18 protein-coding genes and 1 pseudogene are annotated in these 21,232 nt (G+C 63.2%); 13 read left to right on the top strand and 6 right to left on the bottom strand.

Annotated elements, in window-relative coordinates; all coding sequences use genetic code 11:
* Nucleotides 1-32 precede the first annotated feature (32 nt).
* From BUB23_RS05725 to BUB23_RS05700, 6 genes are all read left to right on the top strand, one after another.
* The gene (locus BUB23_RS05725) at nucleotides 33-1,937 is read left to right on the top strand and encodes a TonB-dependent receptor domain-containing protein (RefSeq protein ID WP_073102105.1); all 1,905 of its coding nucleotides are present in this window, start codon (nucleotides 33-35) and stop codon (nucleotides 1,935-1,937) included.
* Nucleotides 1,938-1,941: 4 nt separating this feature from the next.
* Entirely contained in the window at nucleotides 1,942-2,844 is a 903-nt protein-coding gene (locus BUB23_RS05720) for an ABC transporter substrate-binding protein (RefSeq protein ID WP_084135788.1), read from the top strand.
* Nucleotides 2,845-2,955: 111 nt separating this feature from the next.
* Nucleotides 2,956-3,753, top strand: a complete 798-nt coding sequence (locus tag BUB23_RS05715) for a thiazole synthase (RefSeq protein WP_073102104.1) — start codon at nucleotides 2,956-2,958, stop codon at nucleotides 3,751-3,753.
* Between the two features lie 7 nt (nucleotides 3,754-3,760).
* Nucleotides 3,761-4,591 (top strand): bifunctional hydroxymethylpyrimidine kinase/phosphomethylpyrimidine kinase, encoded by an 831-nt coding sequence (thiD, locus tag BUB23_RS05710; protein WP_073102103.1) that lies wholly within the window; start codon nucleotides 3,761-3,763, stop codon nucleotides 4,589-4,591.
* Nucleotides 4,592-4,676: 85 nt separating this feature from the next.
* Nucleotides 4,677-5,357, top strand: a complete 681-nt coding sequence (locus tag BUB23_RS05705) for a protein-L-isoaspartate O-methyltransferase family protein (protein WP_073102102.1) — start codon at nucleotides 4,677-4,679, stop codon at nucleotides 5,355-5,357.
* Nucleotides 5,358-6,704, top strand: coding sequence for a TolC family outer membrane protein (locus BUB23_RS05700; protein WP_073102101.1), 1,347 nt, complete (start codon nucleotides 5,358-5,360; stop codon nucleotides 6,702-6,704).
* Nucleotides 6,705-6,720: 16 nt separating this feature from the next.
* Here BUB23_RS05700 and BUB23_RS05695 read toward each other — a convergent pair whose 3' ends face one another.
* Nucleotides 6,721-7,620: a LysR family transcriptional regulator gene (locus tag BUB23_RS05695; RefSeq protein WP_073102100.1), complete on the bottom strand. Its 900-nt coding sequence runs from the start codon at nucleotides 7,618-7,620 to the stop codon at nucleotides 6,721-6,723.
* A gap of 241 nt (nucleotides 7,621-7,861) precedes the next feature.
* On the opposite strand from BUB23_RS05695, the gene BUB23_RS05690 reads away from it, so the two are divergent.
* Nucleotides 7,862-9,052, top strand: a complete 1,191-nt coding sequence (locus tag BUB23_RS05690; protein WP_073102099.1) for a CaiB/BaiF CoA transferase family protein — start codon at nucleotides 7,862-7,864, stop codon at nucleotides 9,050-9,052.
* A 24-nt stretch (nucleotides 9,053-9,076) separates the two neighbouring features.
* Nucleotides 9,077-10,006, top strand: coding sequence for a hydroxymethylglutaryl-CoA lyase (locus BUB23_RS05685; protein ID WP_073102098.1), 930 nt, complete (start codon nucleotides 9,077-9,079; stop codon nucleotides 10,004-10,006).
* 27 nt (nucleotides 10,007-10,033) lie between these two features.
* On the opposite strand, the gene BUB23_RS05680 is transcribed toward BUB23_RS05685, so the two are convergent.
* The 4 genes and pseudogenes from BUB23_RS05680 to BUB23_RS05665 all read right to left on the bottom strand — a co-directional run bounded on the left by BUB23_RS05680 (nucleotide 10,034) and on the right by BUB23_RS05665 (nucleotide 12,774).
* A complete protein-coding gene (locus tag BUB23_RS05680; RefSeq protein ID WP_073102097.1) occupies nucleotides 10,034-10,339 on the bottom strand; it encodes a helix-turn-helix domain-containing protein in 306 nt (101 codons plus the stop codon).
* Nucleotides 10,320-10,698, bottom strand: a pseudogene (locus tag BUB23_RS05675) (type II toxin-antitoxin system RelE/ParE family toxin). Before BUB23_RS05675 ends, BUB23_RS05680 begins: the two are co-directional and overlap by 20 nt.
* Before the next feature lie 234 nt (nucleotides 10,699-10,932).
* Entirely contained in the window at nucleotides 10,933-11,508 is a 576-nt protein-coding gene (locus BUB23_RS05670) for an NUDIX domain-containing protein (RefSeq protein ID WP_073102096.1), read from the bottom strand.
* 117 nt (nucleotides 11,509-11,625) lie between these two features.
* Complete coding sequence (locus BUB23_RS05665; RefSeq protein WP_245801173.1) at nucleotides 11,626-12,774, bottom strand: mandelate racemase/muconate lactonizing enzyme family protein; 1,149 nt, start codon at nucleotides 12,772-12,774, stop codon at nucleotides 11,626-11,628.
* Between the two features lie 208 nt (nucleotides 12,775-12,982).
* On the opposite strand from BUB23_RS05665, the gene BUB23_RS05660 reads away from it, so the two are divergent.
* The 3 genes from BUB23_RS05660 (at nucleotide 12,983) to BUB23_RS05650 (ending at nucleotide 18,600) form a co-directional block, all read left to right on the top strand.
* Entirely contained in the window at nucleotides 12,983-13,759 is a 777-nt protein-coding gene (locus BUB23_RS05660; RefSeq protein ID WP_084135815.1) for a GntR family transcriptional regulator, read from the top strand.
* A 164-nt stretch (nucleotides 13,760-13,923) separates the two neighbouring features.
* Nucleotides 13,924-17,697 (top strand): methionine synthase, encoded by a 3,774-nt coding sequence (metH, locus tag BUB23_RS05655; RefSeq protein WP_073102095.1) that lies wholly within the window; start codon nucleotides 13,924-13,926, stop codon nucleotides 17,695-17,697.
* A gap of 21 nt (nucleotides 17,698-17,718) precedes the next feature.
* Entirely contained in the window at nucleotides 17,719-18,600 is an 882-nt protein-coding gene (locus BUB23_RS05650; protein ID WP_084135785.1) for a helix-turn-helix transcriptional regulator, read from the top strand.
* 30 nt (nucleotides 18,601-18,630) lie between these two features.
* Here the strand turns inward: BUB23_RS05650 and BUB23_RS05645 are convergent, their stop codons facing one another.
* Entirely contained in the window at nucleotides 18,631-20,079 is a 1,449-nt protein-coding gene (locus BUB23_RS05645) for a DHA2 family efflux MFS transporter permease subunit (protein ID WP_073102094.1), read from the bottom strand.
* A 72-nt stretch (nucleotides 20,080-20,151) separates the two neighbouring features.
* Between BUB23_RS05645 and BUB23_RS05640 the strand changes: the two genes are divergently transcribed.
* Entirely contained in the window at nucleotides 20,152-20,340 is a 189-nt protein-coding gene (locus BUB23_RS05640; RefSeq protein WP_073102093.1) for a DUF3460 family protein, read from the top strand.
* 8 nt (nucleotides 20,341-20,348) lie between these two features.
* The gene (locus BUB23_RS05635) at nucleotides 20,349-21,227 is read left to right on the top strand and encodes a segregation and condensation protein A (RefSeq protein ID WP_073102092.1); all 879 of its coding nucleotides are present in this window, start codon (nucleotides 20,349-20,351) and stop codon (nucleotides 21,225-21,227) included.
* The last annotated feature ends 5 nt before the right edge of the window (nucleotides 21,228-21,232 follow it).

Raw genomic sequence — 21,232 nt, 5'->3', positions numbered from 1 at the left:
CGTGCGGGGACGCGCGTTTTCCAGGGTCTGCCATGCCTTCCACACTCAACCGGCAAACGCTTGCCGTACTTTCCTGTTTCATTTCCACAGCCGTCATCTCCACGACCGCCGCGGCCCAAGCACCGGCCCCGATTCCCAAGCTCGACCAGATCGTCGTCACCGCCAGCCGCACGGCGCAACTCGAAAAGAATGTGCTGGGCGACGTAACCGTCATCGATAAAAAAGAACTGCAGAAAGCCGGGCAGAACAGCGTCGCGGAGATCCTCGCGAAGCAGCCGGGGATGCAGTTCTACAGCAGCGGCGGCCCGCAGACCGCAACCGGCGTCTACCTGCGCGGGGCCAACCCTAGCCAGACCCTGGTGCTGGTGGACGGCATGCGCATCAACAGCTCCATCCAGGGCGGCGCCAACTGGAACGCCATCGATCCGGCCACCATCGAGCGCATCGAAATCGTCCGCGGCGCGGCCAGCAGCCTGTATGGTTCCGATGCCATCGGCGGCGTCGTCAACATCATCACCCAGAAGCCCGGTGAAGACCGGCCGCTGAGCGCGTGGGGCAATATCGGCTACGGCAGCTACGGCACCTTCAAGTCCAGCGCCGGCCTTTCCGGCGCGCAGGACGGCTGGGACTACGCCTTGTCGAGCAGCATGGCCGACAGCAGCGGGTTCAGCGCGACCAACGCCGCAAATACCCTCAGCTATCATCCCGACAGCGACGGCTATACCCAGCACAGCCTCTCCGGTTCGCTGGGCTACCGCTGGAAGCCCGGCCATCACATAGGCCTTACCGCCTACGACAGCTATATGAACGCCGACGAGGACGGCGGCAGATTCGCCGAGCCCGCCTATAGCCTCACGCGCCAGCAGGCCTACACGGCGACCAGCACCGATGACATCACCGGCTATTGGCAAAGCGTGCTGCGCTTCGGGCTCAGCAAGGAAGCCCTCGAGAACCGCACATGGGGCTCGCAATACAGCAGCCTGCAACGCTCGTACACATGGCAGAACAACTTCAAGCTGGCGCCGAACCAGCATGTTTCCGCCATCCTCGAGCGCCTCGAAGAGCGCGCGGTCCATTCCGGCAACTATACGGTGGACCGGCGCGACACCAATTCGGCCGGCCTGATCTACCGCGGCGATTTCGGCGCCAACCACGTGCAGGCCAATGTGCGCAATGACAATATCACCGGCTACGGCAACCAGGCCACCGGCGGCCTGGCCTACGACCTGGACCTGAACAAACAATGGACGGTCGGGGTCTCCGGCAACACCGGCTTCCGCGCCCCGACCTTTTCGGACATGTACTATCCCCTCGAACAGTACTACTACGATGGCTGGCCGGCCGGAAGCTTCCAGGGCAATCCCGACCTGAAACCCGAGAAATCGCGGAATATCGAGGCGCGGCTGCGCTATCAGACCGACACGACCCGCCTGGGCATCGTCGTCTACCAGAACAAGATCCGCAACCTGATCAATGGCTATGTCTGCGACGCCAACTTCGACTGCACGGCCGAGAATACCGACAGGGCCACCATACGCGGGCTGACGCTCACGGCCGAGCAGGATTACGGCAATACCACCCTGCGCGCCAGCGCCGACTTCATGAACCCGCGCAATGACAATCCGCGCGAAGGGGAATCGGGCAGCCGGCTCGTTCGCCGCGCCAAGCAAGTCTACATCCTGGGCGCCGGCCATCGCATCGATGCCTTGACGGTGGGGGCCGAGTACCAGTTCACCGGCAAGCGCTACGACGACGTCGCCAACACCAGGCTGATGGGCGGCTACAGCCTGCTCAACCTGACCGCCGCCTACGACTTCAGCAAAAACGTCGGCGTCCAGGTGCGCTGGAACAACCTGCTGGACAAGGATTACACCAGCGCATACGGCTACAACATGCCGGGTTCCAATGTGTTCGTGAATTTCGCTTTCCGGATGTAGCCGCATGCAGCCTGCCGTGCGCATGAGCCGGGCCGCCGGGCTTGCCGTCCGCGGCCTGGCCATCCTGGGGGCGCTGGCGCTAGTTCCGCCCGCGGCGCGGGCGCAGGCGGGCCCGGAGGCCCGGCAGGCGGCCGAATCCAGGCCTGCCGCGCGGGCCATTACCCTGGCTCCGCATATCACCGAACTGATCTTCGCGGCCGGCGCCGGCGATAAAATCGTCGCCACCGTCACCAGCAGCGACTATCCCCCCGCCGCGCTCGCCATCCCCAGGACCGGCGACGGCGTAAACATCAGCGTGGAGAAAACGCTGGCCCTGCGCCCCGACCTGGTGGTTGCGTGGCACCCCGCCGCGGCCGCCGCGACGCTGGCCCCCGCGCTAGCCCGGCTGGATATACCGCTGCGCTATTCCGCGCCCGACAGCCTGCGGGACATCCCCGCGGAAATCATCCGGTTCGGGAAAATCTTCGATACCGAAGCCATCGCCGGCCCCGCGGCCCAGGCGCTGGCGCAACGCCTGCAGACATTGAGCCGGCGCTACGCCTGGCGCAAGCCGGTCTCCGTCTTCATCGAAGTGGGCTCGTCGCCCCTGTACACCATAGGCGACGAGCCCGTGTTCAACGACGCCCTGCGCATCTGCGGCGGCGTCAATATCTACGCCGGCGCCACCGCCGCCGCCCCGCAGGTCAGCACCGAAGCCATACTCGTCGCCCAGCCGCAGGTGGTCATCACACCGGCCGCCGACGCGGCCCGCCTCGAAGCCGCCAGAAGCCGCTGGTCCCAGCTGCGCTTGCCCGCCGCCCTGCGGGGGCATATCTACGGCATAGACCCCGACAAGCTCTTCCGCCCAGGCCCCCGCCTGATCGACGCCGCCGAAGAACTCTGCGGCTACCTGGAACAAGCGCGTTGAATGCCGGGCCGGCCCCGCGCCTGATAGAATGAACTGCCAAACACGGGCGCCACAAATGGATTATGCTTTTCCTTTACATTGTCGCCGCCGCTTAAATACCCCGCATAAATCATGAATCAAGCTGACAGCTTTACCCTCGCAGGCCGCCGCTACACCTCGCGCCTACTCGTTGGCACGGGCAAATACAAAGATTTCGAAGAAACCCGCCTGGCCATCGAGGCCAGCGGCGCCCAGATCGTCACCGTCGCCATACGCCGCACCAATATCGGCCAGAACGCCGGCGAGCCCAATCTGCTGGACTTCCTGCCCCCTTCGAAATTCACCATCCTGCCCAACACCGCCGGCTGCTACAGCGCCGACGACGCCGTGCGCACCCTGCGCCTGGCGCGCGAACTGCTGGACGGCCACGACCTCGTCAAGCTCGAAGTGCTCGGCGACAAAGACAACCTCTTCCCCAACATGCCCGCCACGCTCGACGCCGCCAAGACCCTCGTCAAGGAGGGCTTCAAAGTCATGGTGTACTGCACCGACGATCCCATACAGTGCCGCATGCTCGAAGACATCGGCTGCGTCGCCATCATGCCGCTGGCATCCCTGATCGGCTCGGGCATGGGCATTTTGAATCCATGGAACCTGCGCCTGATCATCGACCAGGCGCGCGTCCCGGTATTGGTCGACGCCGGCGTTGGCACGGCGTCCGACGCCGCGGTCGCCATGGAGCTGGGCTGCGACGCCATCTTGATGAACACCGCCATCGCCGGCGCGAAAAACCCCGTCCTCATGGCCGGTGCCATGAACAAGGCCGTCCAGGCCGGCCGCGAAGCCTTTCTCGCGGGCCGCGTCCCGCGCAAGTTCTACAGCGCCGACCCCAGCTCTCCCACCGAAGGCTTGATCCAATCCAAGGCCTGATATCCGCATGATCCCCAATACGCTTACGATCGCCGGCGTCGACCCGTCGGGCGGTGCCGGCATACTGGCCGACATCAAGACCATGAGCGCGCTCGGCGCTTACGGCACCGCCGTGGTCGCAGCCCTCACCGCGCAGAATACCCGGACCGTCGCGGCCATCTCGCCCATACCGCCCGAATTCGTCGTCGCCCAGATCGACACCCTGTTCGCCGATGTGCGCATAGACGCCGTGAAAATCGGCATGCTCGGGCAGAAACTGGTAACGCGGGCGGTGGCCGATCGCCTGGCCCACTGGAAGCCGGCGCATCTGGTCCTGGACCCGGTCATGGTCGCCAAGAGCGGCGACCACCTGCTGGAACGCGCCGCGGTCAACGAAATGCGCGACAGCCTGTTGCCGCTGGCCACCATGCTCACGCCCAATCTTCCCGAAGCCGGGGTATTGCTGGGTTCGAGCGCGGTGGAAACGGTCAGGGAAATGCGGCGCGTCGCGGAAAAGCTGCGGCGCCTGCTCGATGACCGTGGCGAGCGCTGGATTTTCCTCAAGGGCGGGCATCTGCCCGGCAACGACACCATAGACATCCTGCACGATGGCGACCGCATGATAGAGCTTCCCGGCAGGCGCATCGAAACCGCCAACACCCATGGCACCGGCTGCACCCTGTCGGCCGCCCTGGCGGCGCTGCTGCCGCAGGTCAATGACGCGCCCGAGGCCGCCAGGCGCGCCAAAGCCTATCTGGTCGCCGCCATCGCGCGCTCCGGCGAACTCAGTGTGGGCACAGGGCATGGACCGGTGCAGCACTTTCATGCATGGTGGCCCGCGCCGGCAAATAAGCTATAGTACGTACGCTGCGGACATCGCGGCTATGGTGCTTGCCTGGCATCCATCGTACAATTTATTACCTCGTTTTTTCTTTGTAGAAGCTATGAACGTCACTGCGCTTTCAGAAATCGAACAAGCCCGATTCAACATGGTCGAACAGCAGATTCGCCCCTGGGAAGTGCTCGATCCCACCGTCTTGCAGGCGCTTTTCGAAGTCCAGCGCGAGCGCTACGTGCCCGCTTCCCTGCAAGGCATGGCTTTTTCCGATGTCGAACTGCCGCTCATCATCAATTCGGTCGATACCCGCGAAACCATGCTCACGCCCAAGGTCGAGGCCCGGCTGGCCCAGGAATTGCAGCTCCGGCCGACCGACTGCATTCTTGAGATCGGCACCGGCTCGGGCTACCAGGCCGCATTGCTGGCCCGGCTGGCCCAGCAGGTCACCAGCGTCGAGGTCGACAGCCGGCTGGCTGCCTTCGCCAAGCAAAACCTGCAGCGCAACCACGTCGACAACGTCAAGGTCGAGATCGGCGACGCCCACGCGGCCTGGGGCACCACCGAATACGACGCCATACTGCTGACCGGCTCGGTGCCTGTCGTGCCCGACGCCCTCAAGTATCAATTGCGCATAGGCGGGCGGCTGGTCGTGGTGGTGGGGCAAAACCCGGTCATGACGGCCTGTCGCATCACCCGCACCAGCGCCGCCAGCTTCGATACGAAAAGCCTCTTCGACACCGTCATCAAACCTTTGCGCGGCGCAACGGTTTCCCAGTTCAAGTTCTAGATGCCGATAGCCTCCGGATATGCGAGGCTATGCTTTGCGCTGGCCATCATCATGGGCGGCATGGCCCAGGCCTGCGCCCAGGACCTCCTTCAAATATGGCAGATGGCGCTGCAGCGCGATCCCATATACGCCGCGAACCGCGCCAGCCGCAATGCCGAGCAGGAAAAAGTCCCCCAGGCGCGGGCGCAACTGCTGCCATACAGCAGCGCCGACGGCATCGCCGAGGTGGACGACACCCGCCGCCTGCGGGGCCTGAACAACAGCTCCAGCCAGAGGCGCGCCCTGTGGGCGCTCACCCTCACCCAGCCTATCGTCAATATCGGCGCGTGGGGCGAACTCAAGCGGGCCGGCTACATTGCCAAATCGGCCGACGTGGCGCAGGCCGCGGCCTACCAGGACCTGGTCTTGCGGGTCGCGCAGGCCTATTTCGACGTCCTCGCCGCCCAGGACACGCTGCGCGCCCTGCAGGCGGAAAAAAATGCGGTCCAGAACCAGCTGCGCGCCGCCAAGCAAGGCTTCGAGCTCGGCAGCACCACCATCGCCGACACCTACGAGGCGCAGGCCCGCCTGGACCTGCTCAACGCCAGCGAGCTGCAGTCGCAGAATCTTCTGCAGGTCAGCGAGGACCTGCTGGCGAAGATCATCAACGAGCGCCCGGGCCAGCTCGCCGAACTCGCCCCGGGCACCATCCTGCCGGGCCCCAAGCCCGACCGCCTGGCCGACTGGACCATCCAGTCCTCGCACGCCAACCTGGCGGTGGCGCAGGCGGAGCTGTCCGCCAAGATCGTTGAAAAGCAGATCGACATCGCGAAAAGCGAGCACTATCCCACCTTGCGCCTGCAGGCGCAAACCGGCAGCGCCTCGGACAGCACGCTGTACAACACCGGCGGCGGCCCGCGCTCGCTCGATACCACCATAGGCCTGCAGCTTTCCATTCCCATCTTTACCGGCGGCGAGATTTCGTCCATCGTGCGCGAACAGACGTCGCGCCTGCAGCAAGCCCGCTACCAGCTGGAAGACGCCAAGCGCCAGGCCGTGCAGTCCACCCAGCAGCATTATTCCGGCGTGACCTCGGGCCTGGCGCAAATCGAGGCCCTCCAGGCCGCCGAGAAGTCCAGCCTCGCCTCCCTGCAGGCCAACCAGACCGGCTATGAAGTGGGCGTGCGCATCAGCATCGACGTCCTCAACGCCCAGCAGCAGTTGTACGCGACCCAGCGCAGCCTCTCGCGCGCCCGCTACGACACCTTGATGAACAGCCTCAGGCTCAAGGCCAGCAGCGGCATCCTCAGCGACCAGGACATCGTGGCCATCAACCAATTGCTGACCGACCGGGCCGACAAGCGCTGACAGTGTATTGTGCCGGTCAGCGGCCGGCTTGCGAGCCCCTGCCCAGATGCTTGACGAACAGCTTGGCGGCGGTGGGCAGCGCTTCGAAGGAACGCACGCAGATCTGCAATTCCCGCTTGGCCCATGGTTCGTCGATCGGGATGATGGCTATGTCGAACATCCGGGAATAACGCCGCGCGATGTCCAGGGGCAGCACGCCTATGCCCAGGCCCGAATCCACCATGAAGCACAGGCTGTCGAAGCCGGTCACCTGCACCTTGACGCTGACCGTGCGCTTGAGACTGTCGGCGGCGTTCGAAATAAGCTGGTTGATCGCGCTGCCGGTGTGCAAGCCGACGAAGTCGTATTCCAGCGCGTCGGCGAATCGCAAGCCTGGCCTGCCGATGAGCGGATGTCCCGAGGGCACGATCAGCGCCAGCGTATCCGTCTTGTAGGGCAGCACTTCGACATCATGGCCCAGGGTCGTGCCCGAGAATATGCCGATATCGGCCGAGTTCTCGTACACCGCCTTGATGATGGCCGGCGTGATTTTTTCTTCGAGGTGGACCTGGATATTCGGATAGTCGCTCAGGAAGGATTTGATGTCCTGCGGCAGAAACTGGGTGATGACCGAGATATTCGCGAAGATGCGGATGAAACCCCGCAGCCCGCTTGAATACTCCTTCATATGGACGGCGATTTCATCCAGCTCGCGCAGCGCGCGCCTTGCCATCGTCGACAGGGCGATGCCCGCCGTTGTCGGCTTGATCCCTTTATTGGTGCGCACCAGCAGCCTGGTCTTGAGCGTGGCCTCGAGTTCGCTGACCCGTTTGCTGACCGCCGCGGCGGCGATATGCTCGCGCTCGGCGGCGGCGGCTATCGTTCCCTCTTCGATCACGCTGATAAAGAGCCTTAACGAGGTGGGATCAAGATGCATAAGGGTAAAGACCGGATAGCGGCGCTATCGTCCAGGGTATGTCCACAAGCGCCCAGTATAGCGCCCCTAGGCCTTGCCATCGCGGTTCGCGATGGCGGCCTCATGATTGATAGGTTCAATTTCGGGCGCGAGGTTGCTAGACTAGCCCCCGGGATGAATCCGGAGGCGGGGGCGCAAGGCGCAAACCGCGAGCGAGTCCGGCCAGCCCGCCCGGGTAAACAGAAGCACTAGCGAGAAAACCATGTCTAAACCTCTGGACGGAATACGCGTCTTGGAACTGGGCCAATTGATTGCCGGCCCCTTCGCGGCGAAAATGTTGGCCGAATTCGGCGCCGAAGTCATCAAGATAGAGCCGCCCGTAAAAGGCGACCCCTTGAGAAAATGGCGCTTGATCCACAACGGCACGTCGGTGTGGTGGGAAGTCCAGTCGCGCAACAAGAAGTCGGTCACCCTGGACCTGCGCCAGCCCGAAGCGCAAGGCGTGGTGCGCAGCCTGGTCCAGGAAGTCGATGTCGTCGTCGAAAACTTCAAGCCCGGCACGATGGAAGGCTGGGGGCTGGGCTGGGAGGACCTCAAAGCCATCAATCCCAGGCTGGTGATGCTGCGCGTATCGGGCTATGGCCAGACCGGGCCCTACCGGGACCTGCCCGGCTTCGGCGTCATCGGCGAGGCCATGGGCGGCTTGCGCCACTTGAGCGGCGAGCCCGGAAGGACGCCGGTCAGGGTGGGGATATCGATAGGCGACTCCCTGTCCGCGCTGCATGGCGTCATCGGCATCCTGATGGCCTTGCGCGCCCGCGACCAGGAAGGCGGGGCCGGCCAGATGATAGATGTCGCGCTGTATGAGTCCGTATTCAATATGATGGAAAGCCTGTTGCCGGAATATTCGGTCTTCGGCGAAGTCCGCCAGGCCGCGGGGAGCAGCCTGCCGGGGATAGCCCCCAGCAATGCCTATCGCTGCAAAGGCAATAAATTCGTGCTTATCGCGGGCAACGGCGACAGCATTTTCAAGCGCCTGATGCAGGCGATCGGCAGGGACGACCTGGCGCAGGACCCGGCCCTGGAAAACAATATCGGCCGCGTAAAGCAGGTGGACAGGATAGATGACGCGATTTCGCAGTGGACCATCCAGTACGAGCTCGATGAAGTCCTGGACACGCTGAACGAAAATCACATTCCCGCCGGAAAAATCTACGACATCGCCGATATCGCCCATGACCCGCATTACCAGGCCCGCGGCATGATACTGGATTCCGTCCTGCCCGACGGCACGCCCATCAAGCTGCCCGGCATCGTCCCGAAGCTCGGCGGCACGCCCGGAGACGTCCGCAGCGCCGCGCCCAGCCTGGGCCAGCATACCGACGAGGTGCTGTCCCGCCTGGGCATAGACGAGGACACGCGCAAGGCGTGGCGCGAACGTGGGATTGTTTAACGCAATACAAATGGAAGGACGCACATGACAGACGGCAAGGCAAGATTGTTCATCCAGGAAGTCGCGCCGCGCGACGGCTTCCAGAACGAAAAGCAGTTTATCGACACGCGGGAAAAAATCGCTTTCATCGACCAGCTCTCGGATAGCGGCTTTGCGAAGATAGAAGTCACTTCTTTCACCTCGCCGCGGGCCATCCCGGCGCTGAAAGACGCCGACATGGTGATGCATGAAATCACCCGCAACCCGGGGGTGGTCTATACCGTGCTGGTGCCCAACGTCAGGGGCGCGGAGCGCGCCCTGGCGTGCAATGTGGACGAGGTCAACCTGGTGATGTCGGTCAGCGAAACCCATAACCAGGCCAATTTGCGCATGACGCGCGAGCAATCCTTCGCCCAGTTGAGCGATGTCATCGAGGTCGTGCGCGGCACCGACGTCGCGATCAATGTCTCTCTTTCGACCGCCTTCGGCTGTCCCATGGAAGGCGATATAAATGTCTATGAGGTTTTCGAGCTCGTGGACCGCTATGCCCAATTGGGAGTCAATGGCGTGACGCTTTGCGACACCACCGGCATGGCCTATCCCACGCAGGTGGGAAAGATGGCCAGGCAGGCCAGGGAGCGATTCAAGGGCCTGGAATTCACCATGCACTTCCATAACACGCGCGGCATGGCGCTGGCCAATACGCTGTCGGCCATCGGCGAGGGCATGGACCGGTTCGACGCCTCGCTGGGAGGCATAGGCGGCTGCCCCTACGCCCCGGGCGCGAGTGGCAATGCATGCACGGAAGAACTGGTGCATATGCTGGAGCTGATGGGCTACGACACCGGCGTGGACCTGGACAGGATACTGGGCATTTCCGGCCAGTTGCCCGGCATGATAGGCCACGATGTCCCCAGCCAGCTCCTGAAGGCCGGCCCCCGCGGCAGGCTGCATCCGGCGCCACGGCAGGATTGACGGCTGGTGTAAGCGGCGAATCTTGTATCAGATGATGGCCTCCAATCCTTTGTCGGCAATGACATTGAGCAGCTTGAGCGCGGGCCCGGCAGGATGGGTATCGCCTTGCTCCCACTTGCGCACAGTCGAGGCTGTGGTATGCAAGTGATGCGCAAATACCGGCTGACTGAATTTCAGCTTTTCGCGCAAGCGCTTGATGTCGGCAGCGCTAAACTCCCGCAGCGGCGGCGGGCTGATCGCGTCGAAATTGCGCATCGTCACCTTGCCGACCGCGCCGATATCGTGCAGTGCGGCCAGGTCGCTGCGCAGGGATTCAATGATCTTGCTTGTCACAACACACCTCCAGTAAAACGCCAGCCTGCAATGCCTTCGCCAAGTTTTCGGTCGATAGCGTCAGAAGCACCTTGCCGGCATATTGCAGCGCCTTCTTTTCCTCTTGCGTGATGTTCGCCTTGTCGTTTTTGGGGAACCCATGCAGGAATACATAGCGATCGCCGATCCAGGCCGACAACAGCGTTCGATAGCCACCGCTCTTGCCACCGCCCGGGCGGGCAACCCTCTTCTTGTAGAGGAAGCCGCCCAGGAGCGCATCAATTAGCCCGCATTTCCTTGACCGCCTTGCACAAGGCGGCATCGGACAGCTTCTCGCTCACCTGCCACCGCGCAAAGTCCTTGCGTTTGAGGACGATCATATGGATTCGACCTCAAACTATACCCGTAACGGGTATGGTTTTCCAGTAGGTCTCTTTCCAACCATGTAGGTCGTAGTCGATGGTGGACGCGGCCATGGGCATAGCCTTCAAAATAAGCATGAGAGGCTTACTTTAAAGAGTGCAGCCACGGGTGGATAGCCGCAGTTCGCACCGATGTCCATGTGGAAAGTACGTAATATGCCACCCAGACACCATCGGCAACATGAGCCCAGCTTATTTCCAGTCCAGCGGCCAGGCTCCCGAGCGCACGTTCTGCAGCCATAAGCTGCAGCTCAGCGTCTTGGCATCGGTGATGCCGCCGTTGCGGCATGCGGCCATCACGTCGTCCACCGTCATGGGGCACACTTCGAGGAACTCGTCCTTGTCCAGCTGCTGCGCGCCGGCAAGCAGCCCGCGCGCGAAAAGGATATGGATGATTTCCGTGGAGTAGGAGATGGCCAGGTGCAGCGCGCCCGCGTACGCCCATTGGGCGGCCGTATAGCCCGTTTCTTCGAGAAGCTCGCGTTTCGCGCAGGCCAGGGGGGCTTCTCCGGGGTCGAGCTTGCCCGCCGGGAACTCGGTCATCACCCTGCCTATCGGATAGCGGAACTGCCGCTCCAGCAATACGCGCTCGTTATCCAGCAGCGGAATGATGACGACCGCGCCGGGATGCACGATGTATTCGCGGCTGGCGCTGCCGCCGTCGGGCAGCCGCACGGTATCGCGGCGGGCTTTCAGGAAGCCGCCTTCGAACAGTGTCTGGCTTTCAATCAGGGTTTCGGTCAGGTGGGGGTCTGCGGAATCGGCCATGGCGATGTCGGGTAGTGGGTGGAGTCAGGCTTAGCTTAACATCGCTGTCGCCAATGCCGGCTGGCCGGCATTTCGCCAGCCGAACAAGCGAAGAGCTTGATTTTTATCGCTGCGGCTTCAATCCTGGCATAGGGGGACGAGGTATCTGGCCGCTGCGTCGAGCATGGGTTCGACCCCCAGGCCGGGACGGTCGGACAAGGTGACTTTGCCGTCGGCGACGGCAAAGCCGGGCTCGGCCAGCATCTCGCGCAATGGATTCGGATTGGAATCCACCTCGACATAGCCCTCGCCACCCAGCGCCGCCTTGAGATGCATGGACGCCATCAGGCCGATGCCGGCGCCCAGCCAGTGCGGGCAGAACCAGCGCCCATGCCGCTGCGCATATCGGCCCACCGGCAAACAGCCGCTGAAGCCTCCCCATTTGCCCAGGTCGGGCTGGATGACGCGCAATCCGCCTTCGTCGCCGGCCGCCTCGAACGCCGTTTCGCCGCGCAGGTTCTCGCCCCCGGCCAGCCTCGCCGACGTGCGCCCGGACAACGTTCGCCAAAGCGGCAGGGGAGTGTCGGCAGGAAGAGGCTCTTCGATCCACGCCAGATCATAAAGTTCCAGCCGGACGGCCATGTCGCTCGCCCGCGCAATATTCCATCCCTGATTCGCATCGATCATCAGCGTTCCGCTTGCGCCCAGGGCCGACCTCAGGGCGCGCACGTTGGCCTCATCGCGCTGGTCGTCGAAGCCCACCTTCAGCTTGAATGCGGTATATCCCTCTCTGGCCTTTGCTTCCATCACGCGCAGGGGGGCATCCGGATTGATGCCGGATGCGTACACCGCTACCGTATCGCCGCCGCCGAACAGCTTCCACAAAGCCTGTCCCGAGCGCTTCCCGATGATGTCCCACACGGCGATATCGATGCCCGCAATGGCCTGGGCCAGAGGGCCGGGCTCCCCGGATTGAATGGCCAGGATATGCACCTGGGCGTTCAGCGCATCGAAACAGGCGCGCGGCGAAGGCCACCTGCGCCCGCACAGCATCTGCTTCAGGATTTCCGTCACCAGCCGGGCCCGATGCTCGGCTCCCACGGAAGGGAAGTTGCACCACACTTCGCCCCACCCGGCCACCCCATCGCTATCGGTCAGCCGCAGCAGCAGGGCCGGCCGCTCATGCATGATGCCGAAAGAGGTGCGGACCGGCGGATTCGCCGGAGCGCGGAAAACAAACGCTTCAACCTTGCCGATCTCAAAGGAAATATCTTTTCCGCGCAGCACGCAGTGGTTCTCCAGAACAAGTGGGATCGAGCTCGAACCGCTTTCCCGGTGGAAATCGGATCAGCCGTGCAACAATACAAAAGGTAATGAAGTAAATAATACTATACTTTTGATAAGCCCCAGCCCCGCCGCATGCCGCGCAATGTCGCTTACACTGGCCGGCCCGGCCAATTGCCACCATTTCAATAGACGGCTCATCCCGATTTTTATGAATGCCCCCGAAGTCCCGAACCGGAAAAAGAAAGCCCGCAGCGCCTCCAAGAACGGCGGGCATAAAGCAATTCCATCGGGTCCCATTCCGCGCTACGTCATCATCGCGGACCGCCTGCGCCAACGCGTGGAAAGCGGCATCTGGCATGCCGGCGAAACGCTGCCGTCGCTGCATAGCCTCGCCAGCGAATTCGGAGTGGCGCGCCCAACCGCCCGGCAGGCGGTGCAGTTGCTGGTCAAAGAGGGCCTGCTATCGAGCCAGAGAGGGCAGGGGACTTTCGTGAGCGCGACCGCCACGCCCATCAAGACGACTCCCCTCGAGACATCGCTTTACGAACTCGCGCAGACCTATCGCGTCCTCGTCCCGCGCATCCTGGAGATCGACGAAGTCCCCCGCGCCCTGCCCAGCGCGATGGGCCAGCCGCCCCAATACATATACATGCGCCGGCTGCATTCTCTCGATGGCCGCCCCTACTGCGTGATTTCGCTTTACATCGCCGAACACATCTTCAAACTGGCGCCCGGGAAGTTCCGCAGCGAGCCCGTGATCCCGCTGATGGTGGCAAACAAATCGCTGGATATCGCCCAGGCCCGGCAAACCTTGAGCATCGGAACCGCCGACGCGGAAACCGCCACCCTGCTGGGCATACCCGTGGGCGCGCCCGTCGCCAATGTGATACGAACCTTCACCTCCAGCGACGGATCCGTTTTGTACTACGCGGAGGTCGCCTATCGGGGAGACGGCATAAGGCTGGAAATCGATTTGAAATCATGATCGGCTCCAGCGGAAAGCCGCCACCACATCGGCGGGCGATACAATAAGCCCTTCTTTTCGTATCGAACAGGCCCTCTGCATTCATTCCGGCGGCAACCCCCGCCATGCAGAGGCCGCAGGGCATGCGGCTTATATGCCTGTCCTGTTTACCGCCAGGTGGTCTCGTGTCTTATCCGTCCTTGCCTTATCCGCTTTCCTCCTACACCCATGGCGCCGAATTCGCGCGCCTGCTCGCCGAACGCATCCTCATCCTCGACGGGGCCATGGGCACCATGATCCAGCAATACAAACTGGGCGAAACGGATTTCCGCGGCACGCGCTTTGCGGACCATTTCAAGGACGTCAAAGGCAACAACGAACTATTGTCCCTCGTGCGCCCCGACATCATTTCCACGATCCATAGCCAGTACCTGGAAGCCGGCGCCGACGTCATCGAAACCAATACCTTCGGCGCCACTTCCATTGCGCAGGGCGATTATGGCCTGCCCGAGCTGGCCTATGAACTGAACCTCGAATCGGCCAGGCTCGCGCGCGCCGCCTGTGACGCCTTCAGCACCCCGCAGCGCCCGCGCTTCGCGGCCGGCGCTCTGGGGCCGCAGCCCAAAACCGCCTCCATCTCGCCCGACGTCAACGACCCGGCGGCGCGCAATGTCACCTTCGAGCAATTGCGCGTCGCCTACACCGAGCAGTTGCACGGCCTGCTTGACGGCGGCATAGACATCGTCCTGATCGAAACCATCTTCGATACCCTCAACGCCAAGGCCGCGATCTTCGCGGTCGAAACCGTGTTCGAAGAACGCGGCGCGCGCCTGCCGGTGATGATCTCGGGCACGGTGACCGACGCGTCCGGGCGGATACTGTCGGGCCAGACCGTCGAGGCATTCTGGAATTCGGTGCGCCACGCCCGGCCCATCACCATAGGCCTGAACTGCGCCCTGGGCGCCGCCCTGATGCGCCCCTATGTCGCCGAGCTGTCCAAGCTTTGCGATACCTATGTGTGCGTCTACCCCAATGCCGGGCTGCCCAACCCCATGGCCGACACGGGCTTCGACGAAACCCCCGCCGACACCTCCGCCCTGCTGGAAGAATTCGCGCGCTCCGGCCTGGTCAATATGGCCGGCGGTTGCTGCGGCACCACGCCCGAGCACATCAAGGCCATCGCCGACAAGGTGGCGAGCCTGCCCGTGCGCCAGGTGCCGACAGTGCCCGTCAAGACCCGCCTGTCGGGCCTGGAGGCGCTGAACATCGACGGCGACTCGCTGTTCGTGAACGTGGGCGAGCGCACCAACGTGACCGGCAGCAAAATGTTCCTGCGCCTGATACGCGAGGAAAAATACGATGAGGCCCTGACGGTGGCGCGCCAGCAGGTCGAGAACGGCGCGCAAATCATTGACATCAACATGGACGAGGCCATGCTGGATTCCGCCGCCTGCATGCACCGCTTCCTGAACATGGTGGCCTCCGAGCCGGACATCGCGCGGGTGCCCATCATGATAGACAGCTCCAAATGGGAAGTCATCGAAACCGGCCTGCGCTGCGTGCAGGGCAAGGCCGTGGTCAATTCCATTTCCATGAAGGAAGGCGAAGGCCCCTTCCTGGAGCACGCCCGCTTGTGCCGCAAATACGGCGCCGCCGCCGTGGTCATGGCTTTCGACGAAGAGGGCCAGGCCGACAACCTGGAAAAGCGCAAGGCGATCTGCCGCCGGGCCTACGACCTGCTGGTCAATGAGGTGGGCTTCCCGCCGGAAGACATCATTTTCGATCCCAACGTCTTCGCCATCGCCACCGGCATCGACGAGCACAACCACTATGCGGTCGACTTCATCGAAGCCACGCGCTGGATCACCGACAACCTGCCCCATGCCCGCGTGTCGGGCGGCATCTCCAATGTCAGCTTTTCCTTCCGCGGCAACGAAGCCATGCGCGAAGCCATCCATGCGGTCTTCCTGTACTACGCCATCCAGGAAGGCCTGACCATGGGCATCGTCAACGCCGGGCAACTGGGCGTGTACAGCGATCTGGACAAGGTCCTGCGCGACATGGTCGAGGACGTGGTGCTGGATCGTCCGCAGCCATTGGGCAAAACCGACCCCGCCGACGAACGCACACCCACAGAGCGCCTGGTCGAGCTGGCCGAGACGGTCAAGGGGTCAGGCGCCAGGAAGGAAGAAGATCTGGCCTGGCGCGACCAGTCGGTGGAGGCGCGGCTTTCCCATGCGCTGGTGCATGGCATCACCGCCTTCATCGTCGAGGACACCGAGGAAGTGCGCCAGAAAATCGCCGCCGCGGGCGGGCGGCCCATCCAGGTGATCGAAGGCCCGCTGATGGACGGCATGAATGTCGTGGGCGACCTGTTCGGCGCGGGAAAGATGTTCCTGCCGCAGGTGGTCAAGTCGGCGCGCGTCATGAAGCTGTCGGTCGCCCACCTGATTCCCTTCATCGAAGAAGAAAAGCTGCAGATCCAGGCGGCGGGCGGCGACGTGCGCGCCAAGGGCAAGATCGTGATCGCCACCGTCAAGGGGGACGTGCACGATATCGGCAAGAACATCGTCACGGTGGTCTTGCAGTGCAACAACTTTGAAGTGGTGAATATGGGCGTCATGGTGCCCTGCTCGCAGATTCTCGCCAAAGCCAAGGAAGAAAACGCCGATATTGTCGGGCTTTCGGGCCTGATCACGCCCAGCCTCGAAGAAATGGCCTATGTCGCCTCGGAAATGCAGCGCGACGACTATTTTCGCAGCCGCAAGCTGCCTTTGCTGGTGGGCGGGGCCACCACCAGCCGCGTGCATACGGCGGTAAAGATCGCGCCCAATTATGAAGGGCCGGTGATCTATGTGCCCGATGCCAGCCGTTCCGTGGGCGTGGCCACCCATTTGATGTCCGACGGGGCGGATGCCTGGCTGGCCGAGCTGGCCGAGGAGTACGAGGTGGTGCGCACTCGCCATGCCAACCGCAAGGCCACGCCCATGGTCAGCCTGGTCGACGCGCGCGCCGGCCGCCCGGCCATAGACTGGGCCAATTACACGCCGCCGCGCCCCAAGTTCATCGGCCGGCGCACCTTCAAGAACTACGATCTCACCGAGGTTTTGAAGTTCCTGGACTGGACGCCGTTCTTCCAGACCTGGAGCCTGTTCGGCCAGTATCCGGCCATCCTCGACGACAAGGTGGTGGGCGAGCAGGCGCGCAAGCTCCTGGAAGAAGGGCAGGCCATGATGAAAAAGGTCATAGACGGCCGCTGGCTGAGCGCCAACGGGGTGATCGCCTTCTATCCGGCCAATACCGTCAACGATGAAGACATCGAGGTATACCGCGACGAAACCCGCAGCGAAGTCCTGTTCACCTGGCGCAACCTGCGCCAGCAGCAGGAAAAGCGCGAAGGCGTGGATTACAAATGCCTGGCGGACTACATTGCGCCGAAATCCAGCGGCGTCGCCGACTACATCGGCCTGTTCGCGGTGACTGGCGGCCTGGGCATAGAAAAGCACGACAAGCGCTTCCTGGACGACAACGACGATTATTCCAGCATCATGCTCAAGGCGATCGCCGACCGGCTGGCCGAAGGTTTCGCCGAAACCCTGCACGCGCGGGTGCGCCGCGACCTGTGGGGCTATGTGCCGGACGAAAGCCTGCCCGACGCGGACATCATCGCCGAGAAGTATCAGGGCATACGCCCCGCGCCCGGCTATCCGGCCTGCCCCGAGCACGTGGTGAAAAAAGACATGTTCCGGGTCCTGGAATGCGAAGACATCGGCATGCAGTTGACCGACAGCTATGCCATGTACCCGGCGTCCAGTGTTTCGGGCTTTTATTTGAGCCACCCCATGTCGCAGTACTTCAATGTCGGTACCATAGGGGACGACCAGGTGAAGGACTATGCGCAGCGCAGCGGCCGCGACGAAGACGATGTGCGCCGCACTCTGGCCAGCGTTTTAAGATAAGCGCCGGGAATAGGGAGGTATATGCGCGACAAGGAAGCGGGAGCGCCGGCCGCCGGGACGCCGGCCGCCGGATCGCCGGCCGCCGGATCGCCGCCATCCGCGGAGCAGGTCAATTCCGCCCGGCGCAAGGCGCTGGGCGATTTCCTGCGCAGCGCGCGGGCGCGCGTGCAGCCTGGAACCGTTGGCCTGCCCGCCGGAGTCCGCCGCCGCACCCCGGGATTGCGTCGCGAAGAGGTCGCGCAGCTGTGCGATATCAGCGTCACCTGGTATACCTGGATAGAGCAGGGGCGCGATGTTTCGGTATCGCCCAGCGTCTGGGCCAGGCTGGCTTCGGTGCTGGGCCTGGCGCGCGCCGAACGCCATTATCTGTTCGATCTGGCCGAATGCACCGACCCCGAACACGGGCGCGGCCACGCGCATCCTTTGCCCACGGGGCTGGCCGCCTGCGTGCACAGCATCAGCGCGCCGGCCTATATCCTGGACCGCTGCTGGAACGTGCTGGCCCGCAACGACGCCTTGCTGTATCTGTTCGACGGCTGGCCCGACCGCGATGCCAGCCCCAATCTGCTGCGTTATATCTTCCAGGACCCGGCGGCGCGCGCGCTGGTCGTGGACTGGGAGCAGCGCGCCAGCCGCGTGGTGGCGGAGTTCCGGGCCGATGCCGCGGCGCACGCCGATGAGCCGGACGTGCGGGGCGTGCTCGATGACCTGCTGCAGTCCTCCGCCGTGTTCGCGCATTGGTGGACGCGCCATACCGTCGTCGACCGCGAGGGCGGGCTGCGCGAGTTCCTGCATCCTGTTTCGGGTGTACTGCGCTACCAGCAGATCACGTTCCGGCTGGCGACGCGGCCCGACTGCAAGCTGGTGATGCTGCTCGAAAACGCGGACGCCGCGCCTTCCTGATTTCATCGGCGCGCGGCCAGGGCCTCTCGCCTATCGGTTCTTGTGCAGGTTGTGGCCCGCATTGGCGGGAAGGCGGGTGAATGAGATCGCCGACGCCGCGGTGATCAGGCCGATGACCACAAACCCCCAGATGATGTCCGTCAGCGCCAGCTCCGTGCCGCCGCGCCAGGTCATGCTCAGGTTCAGGGTCACCGCGGCGCAGGCCACGCCCAGGCTGATGCCTAGCTGCTGGGCCATGGCGGCGAAGCTGCTGGCCCGGCTCATGTCATGCGCGCCCAGGTCCGCGTAGGTAAGCGCATTGACCGCCGTGAACTGCAGCGAGCGGAAGAAGCCCCCGATGATCAGGATGCCCGCCATGACCCATATGGGCGTGTCGGCCCGGAACAGCCCGCACAAGGCGATGAAGACGGCCGTCAATAGCGCGTTGATGGTCAGCACGCGCTTGAAGCCGAAGTACTGGATGATGGAAGTGGCCACGAATTTCATGATCATGGCTCCCACGGCGCTGGTGAATGTGATCATGCCCGCCGAGAACGGCGACAAGCCGAATCCCACCTGCAGCAGGATGGCCAGCAGGAAGGGGCTGGCGCCGACCGCGAAGCGGCACAGGTTGCCTCCCATTGTGGAAATCGCGAAAGTCGGGGTGCGCAGCAGGGACAGGTCGATGATGGGGTGTTCGACGCGCTTGGCGTGCCAGACATACAGCAGCCCGCAAGCCAGGCCTACGCCGACCAGCAGCAGCAACTCCACGAGGGGCATGGACTGATGGCCCATGGCTTCGAAGCCGGACACCAGCGTGGCCAGGCTGACGGCGCTGAGGATGAAGCCCAGCCAGTCCAGGCGCGGCGCGGTGACCGGGTAATCGTCGCGGATGTAGTACATCACCAGCGCGATGCCGAGGGCGCCCACGGGGATGTTGATCAGGAAAATCCAGTGCCACGAGGCGTAAGTGACCAGAAAGCCGCCCAGGGGCGGCCCGATGACCGGCCCCAGCAGCGCCGGCAGCGACAGGAAGGCCATCGCCTTGAGCAATTCGGTCTTGGGGATTTTGCGCAGCAGGATGATGCGGCCCACCGGGACCATCATGGCGCCGGCCATGCCTTGCACGATACGGGAGATGACCAGCTGGCCTACGCTTTGCGAGGCGGCACAGGCGATGGAGCTGAGCGTGAAAAGCAGGATCGCGGCAATGAAGACCCGTTTCGCCCCGAAACGGTCGGCGGCCCACCCGCTGATCGGCACGAACACCGCCACCGCCAGCAGATAGCTGGTAATGGCGACGTTCATGTGGACCACGGACGATCCCAGCGAAAGCGCCATGGCCGGCAGGGCGGTGGCCACCACGGTGGAATCCAGCATCTGCATGAACAAGGCGCATCCCACGATAAACGGTATCATGCGGATGGCGCGGCGTTCGCGCGCTGAAAGCGGGGGGGTGGCGGAACAGCGGGAGGTCGGTACGGCGGTGTCAGGCGGCATTGGGCACTCAGTTCTGCTCGAGTGAAGTAAACTTAAACTTCGTCGGTTAACCGGATTTGGTATACAAGTATTATGGCAAAGAATTTCGAATCGGAAATTACTCAATTTCTAAAAGAGTACAAAACGGAACATCCCGATACCGAGGCGCGCCAGCGCGAAGGCCGCGGGCGCCTGTGGGACAAGCACATCGACCCCGAGGTACAGGAAGGTTTCCGCGCTGTGCGCGTTCCGCAAAAACCGTACGTGTATCAAACGAATTAATAGGCTTTATGTCTTTGTCTAAGGCCGGAGCCGGGAGGCTCGACGCTTTGGTCCAGCCGGCCATAGACAGCACGCCCGACGTGGTCGACAGCGTGGCGCTGGCTCGCCTGTATGGCGAGCCTTTGTTCGCCATGCCGCAAGACCTGTACATCCCCCCCGATGCCCTGGAGGTTTTCCTGGAAACCTTCCAGGGGCCGCTGGACCTGCTGCTCTATCTCATCCGCAAGCAGAATTTCAATGTGCTCGACATTCCGATGGCCGAGGTCACCAAGCAGTATCTGTCGTATGTCGAACAGATACGCAAGCACAACCTGGAGCTGGCCGGCGAATACCTGCTCATGGCCGCGCTGCTCATCGAAATCAAGTCGCGCATGCTGCTGCCGGTCAAAAAGTCCGATACCGGCGAAGACGCCGACGATCCGCGGGCCGAACTGGTCAGGCGCCTGCTCGAATACGAACAAATGAAGCTGGCGGCGCGCATGCTGGACGCCTTGCCCCAGCTGGGGCGGGACTTCCAGCGCACGCATGTCTTCGCCGACCTGCAGGTCGAGCACGTGCTGCCCGAAGTCAGCCCCGATGACTTGCGCAGCGCCTGGCTGGACATCATGCGGCGCGCGCAGCTCAATGCCCATCACCGCATCACGCGCGAACAATTATCGGTGCGCGACCACATGAGCCAGATTTTGCGCCGCCTGAGCGACGTGCGCTTCATGGAATTCACCGAACTCTTCAGCGAACGTGTCGACCAGGGCGACGCCGTCGCCATCCTGGTCGTGCATTTCCTGGCCATGCTGGAGCTGGCGCGCGAGTCGCTGCTCGACATTACCCAGGCAGAACCCTATGCGCCTATTTATGTGCGCTTGTCCTATATCCGCGCCGCCGCCTGACATGG

The organism is Pollutimonas bauzanensis, assembly GCF_900129885.1.
In the GTDB taxonomy this organism is placed as follows: Bacteria; Pseudomonadota; Gammaproteobacteria; order Burkholderiales; family Burkholderiaceae_B; genus Pollutimonas; species Pollutimonas bauzanensis.
The sequence above is the reverse complement of the archived record's forward strand: the minus strand, read 5'-3'. Positions and strand labels throughout refer to the sequence as shown.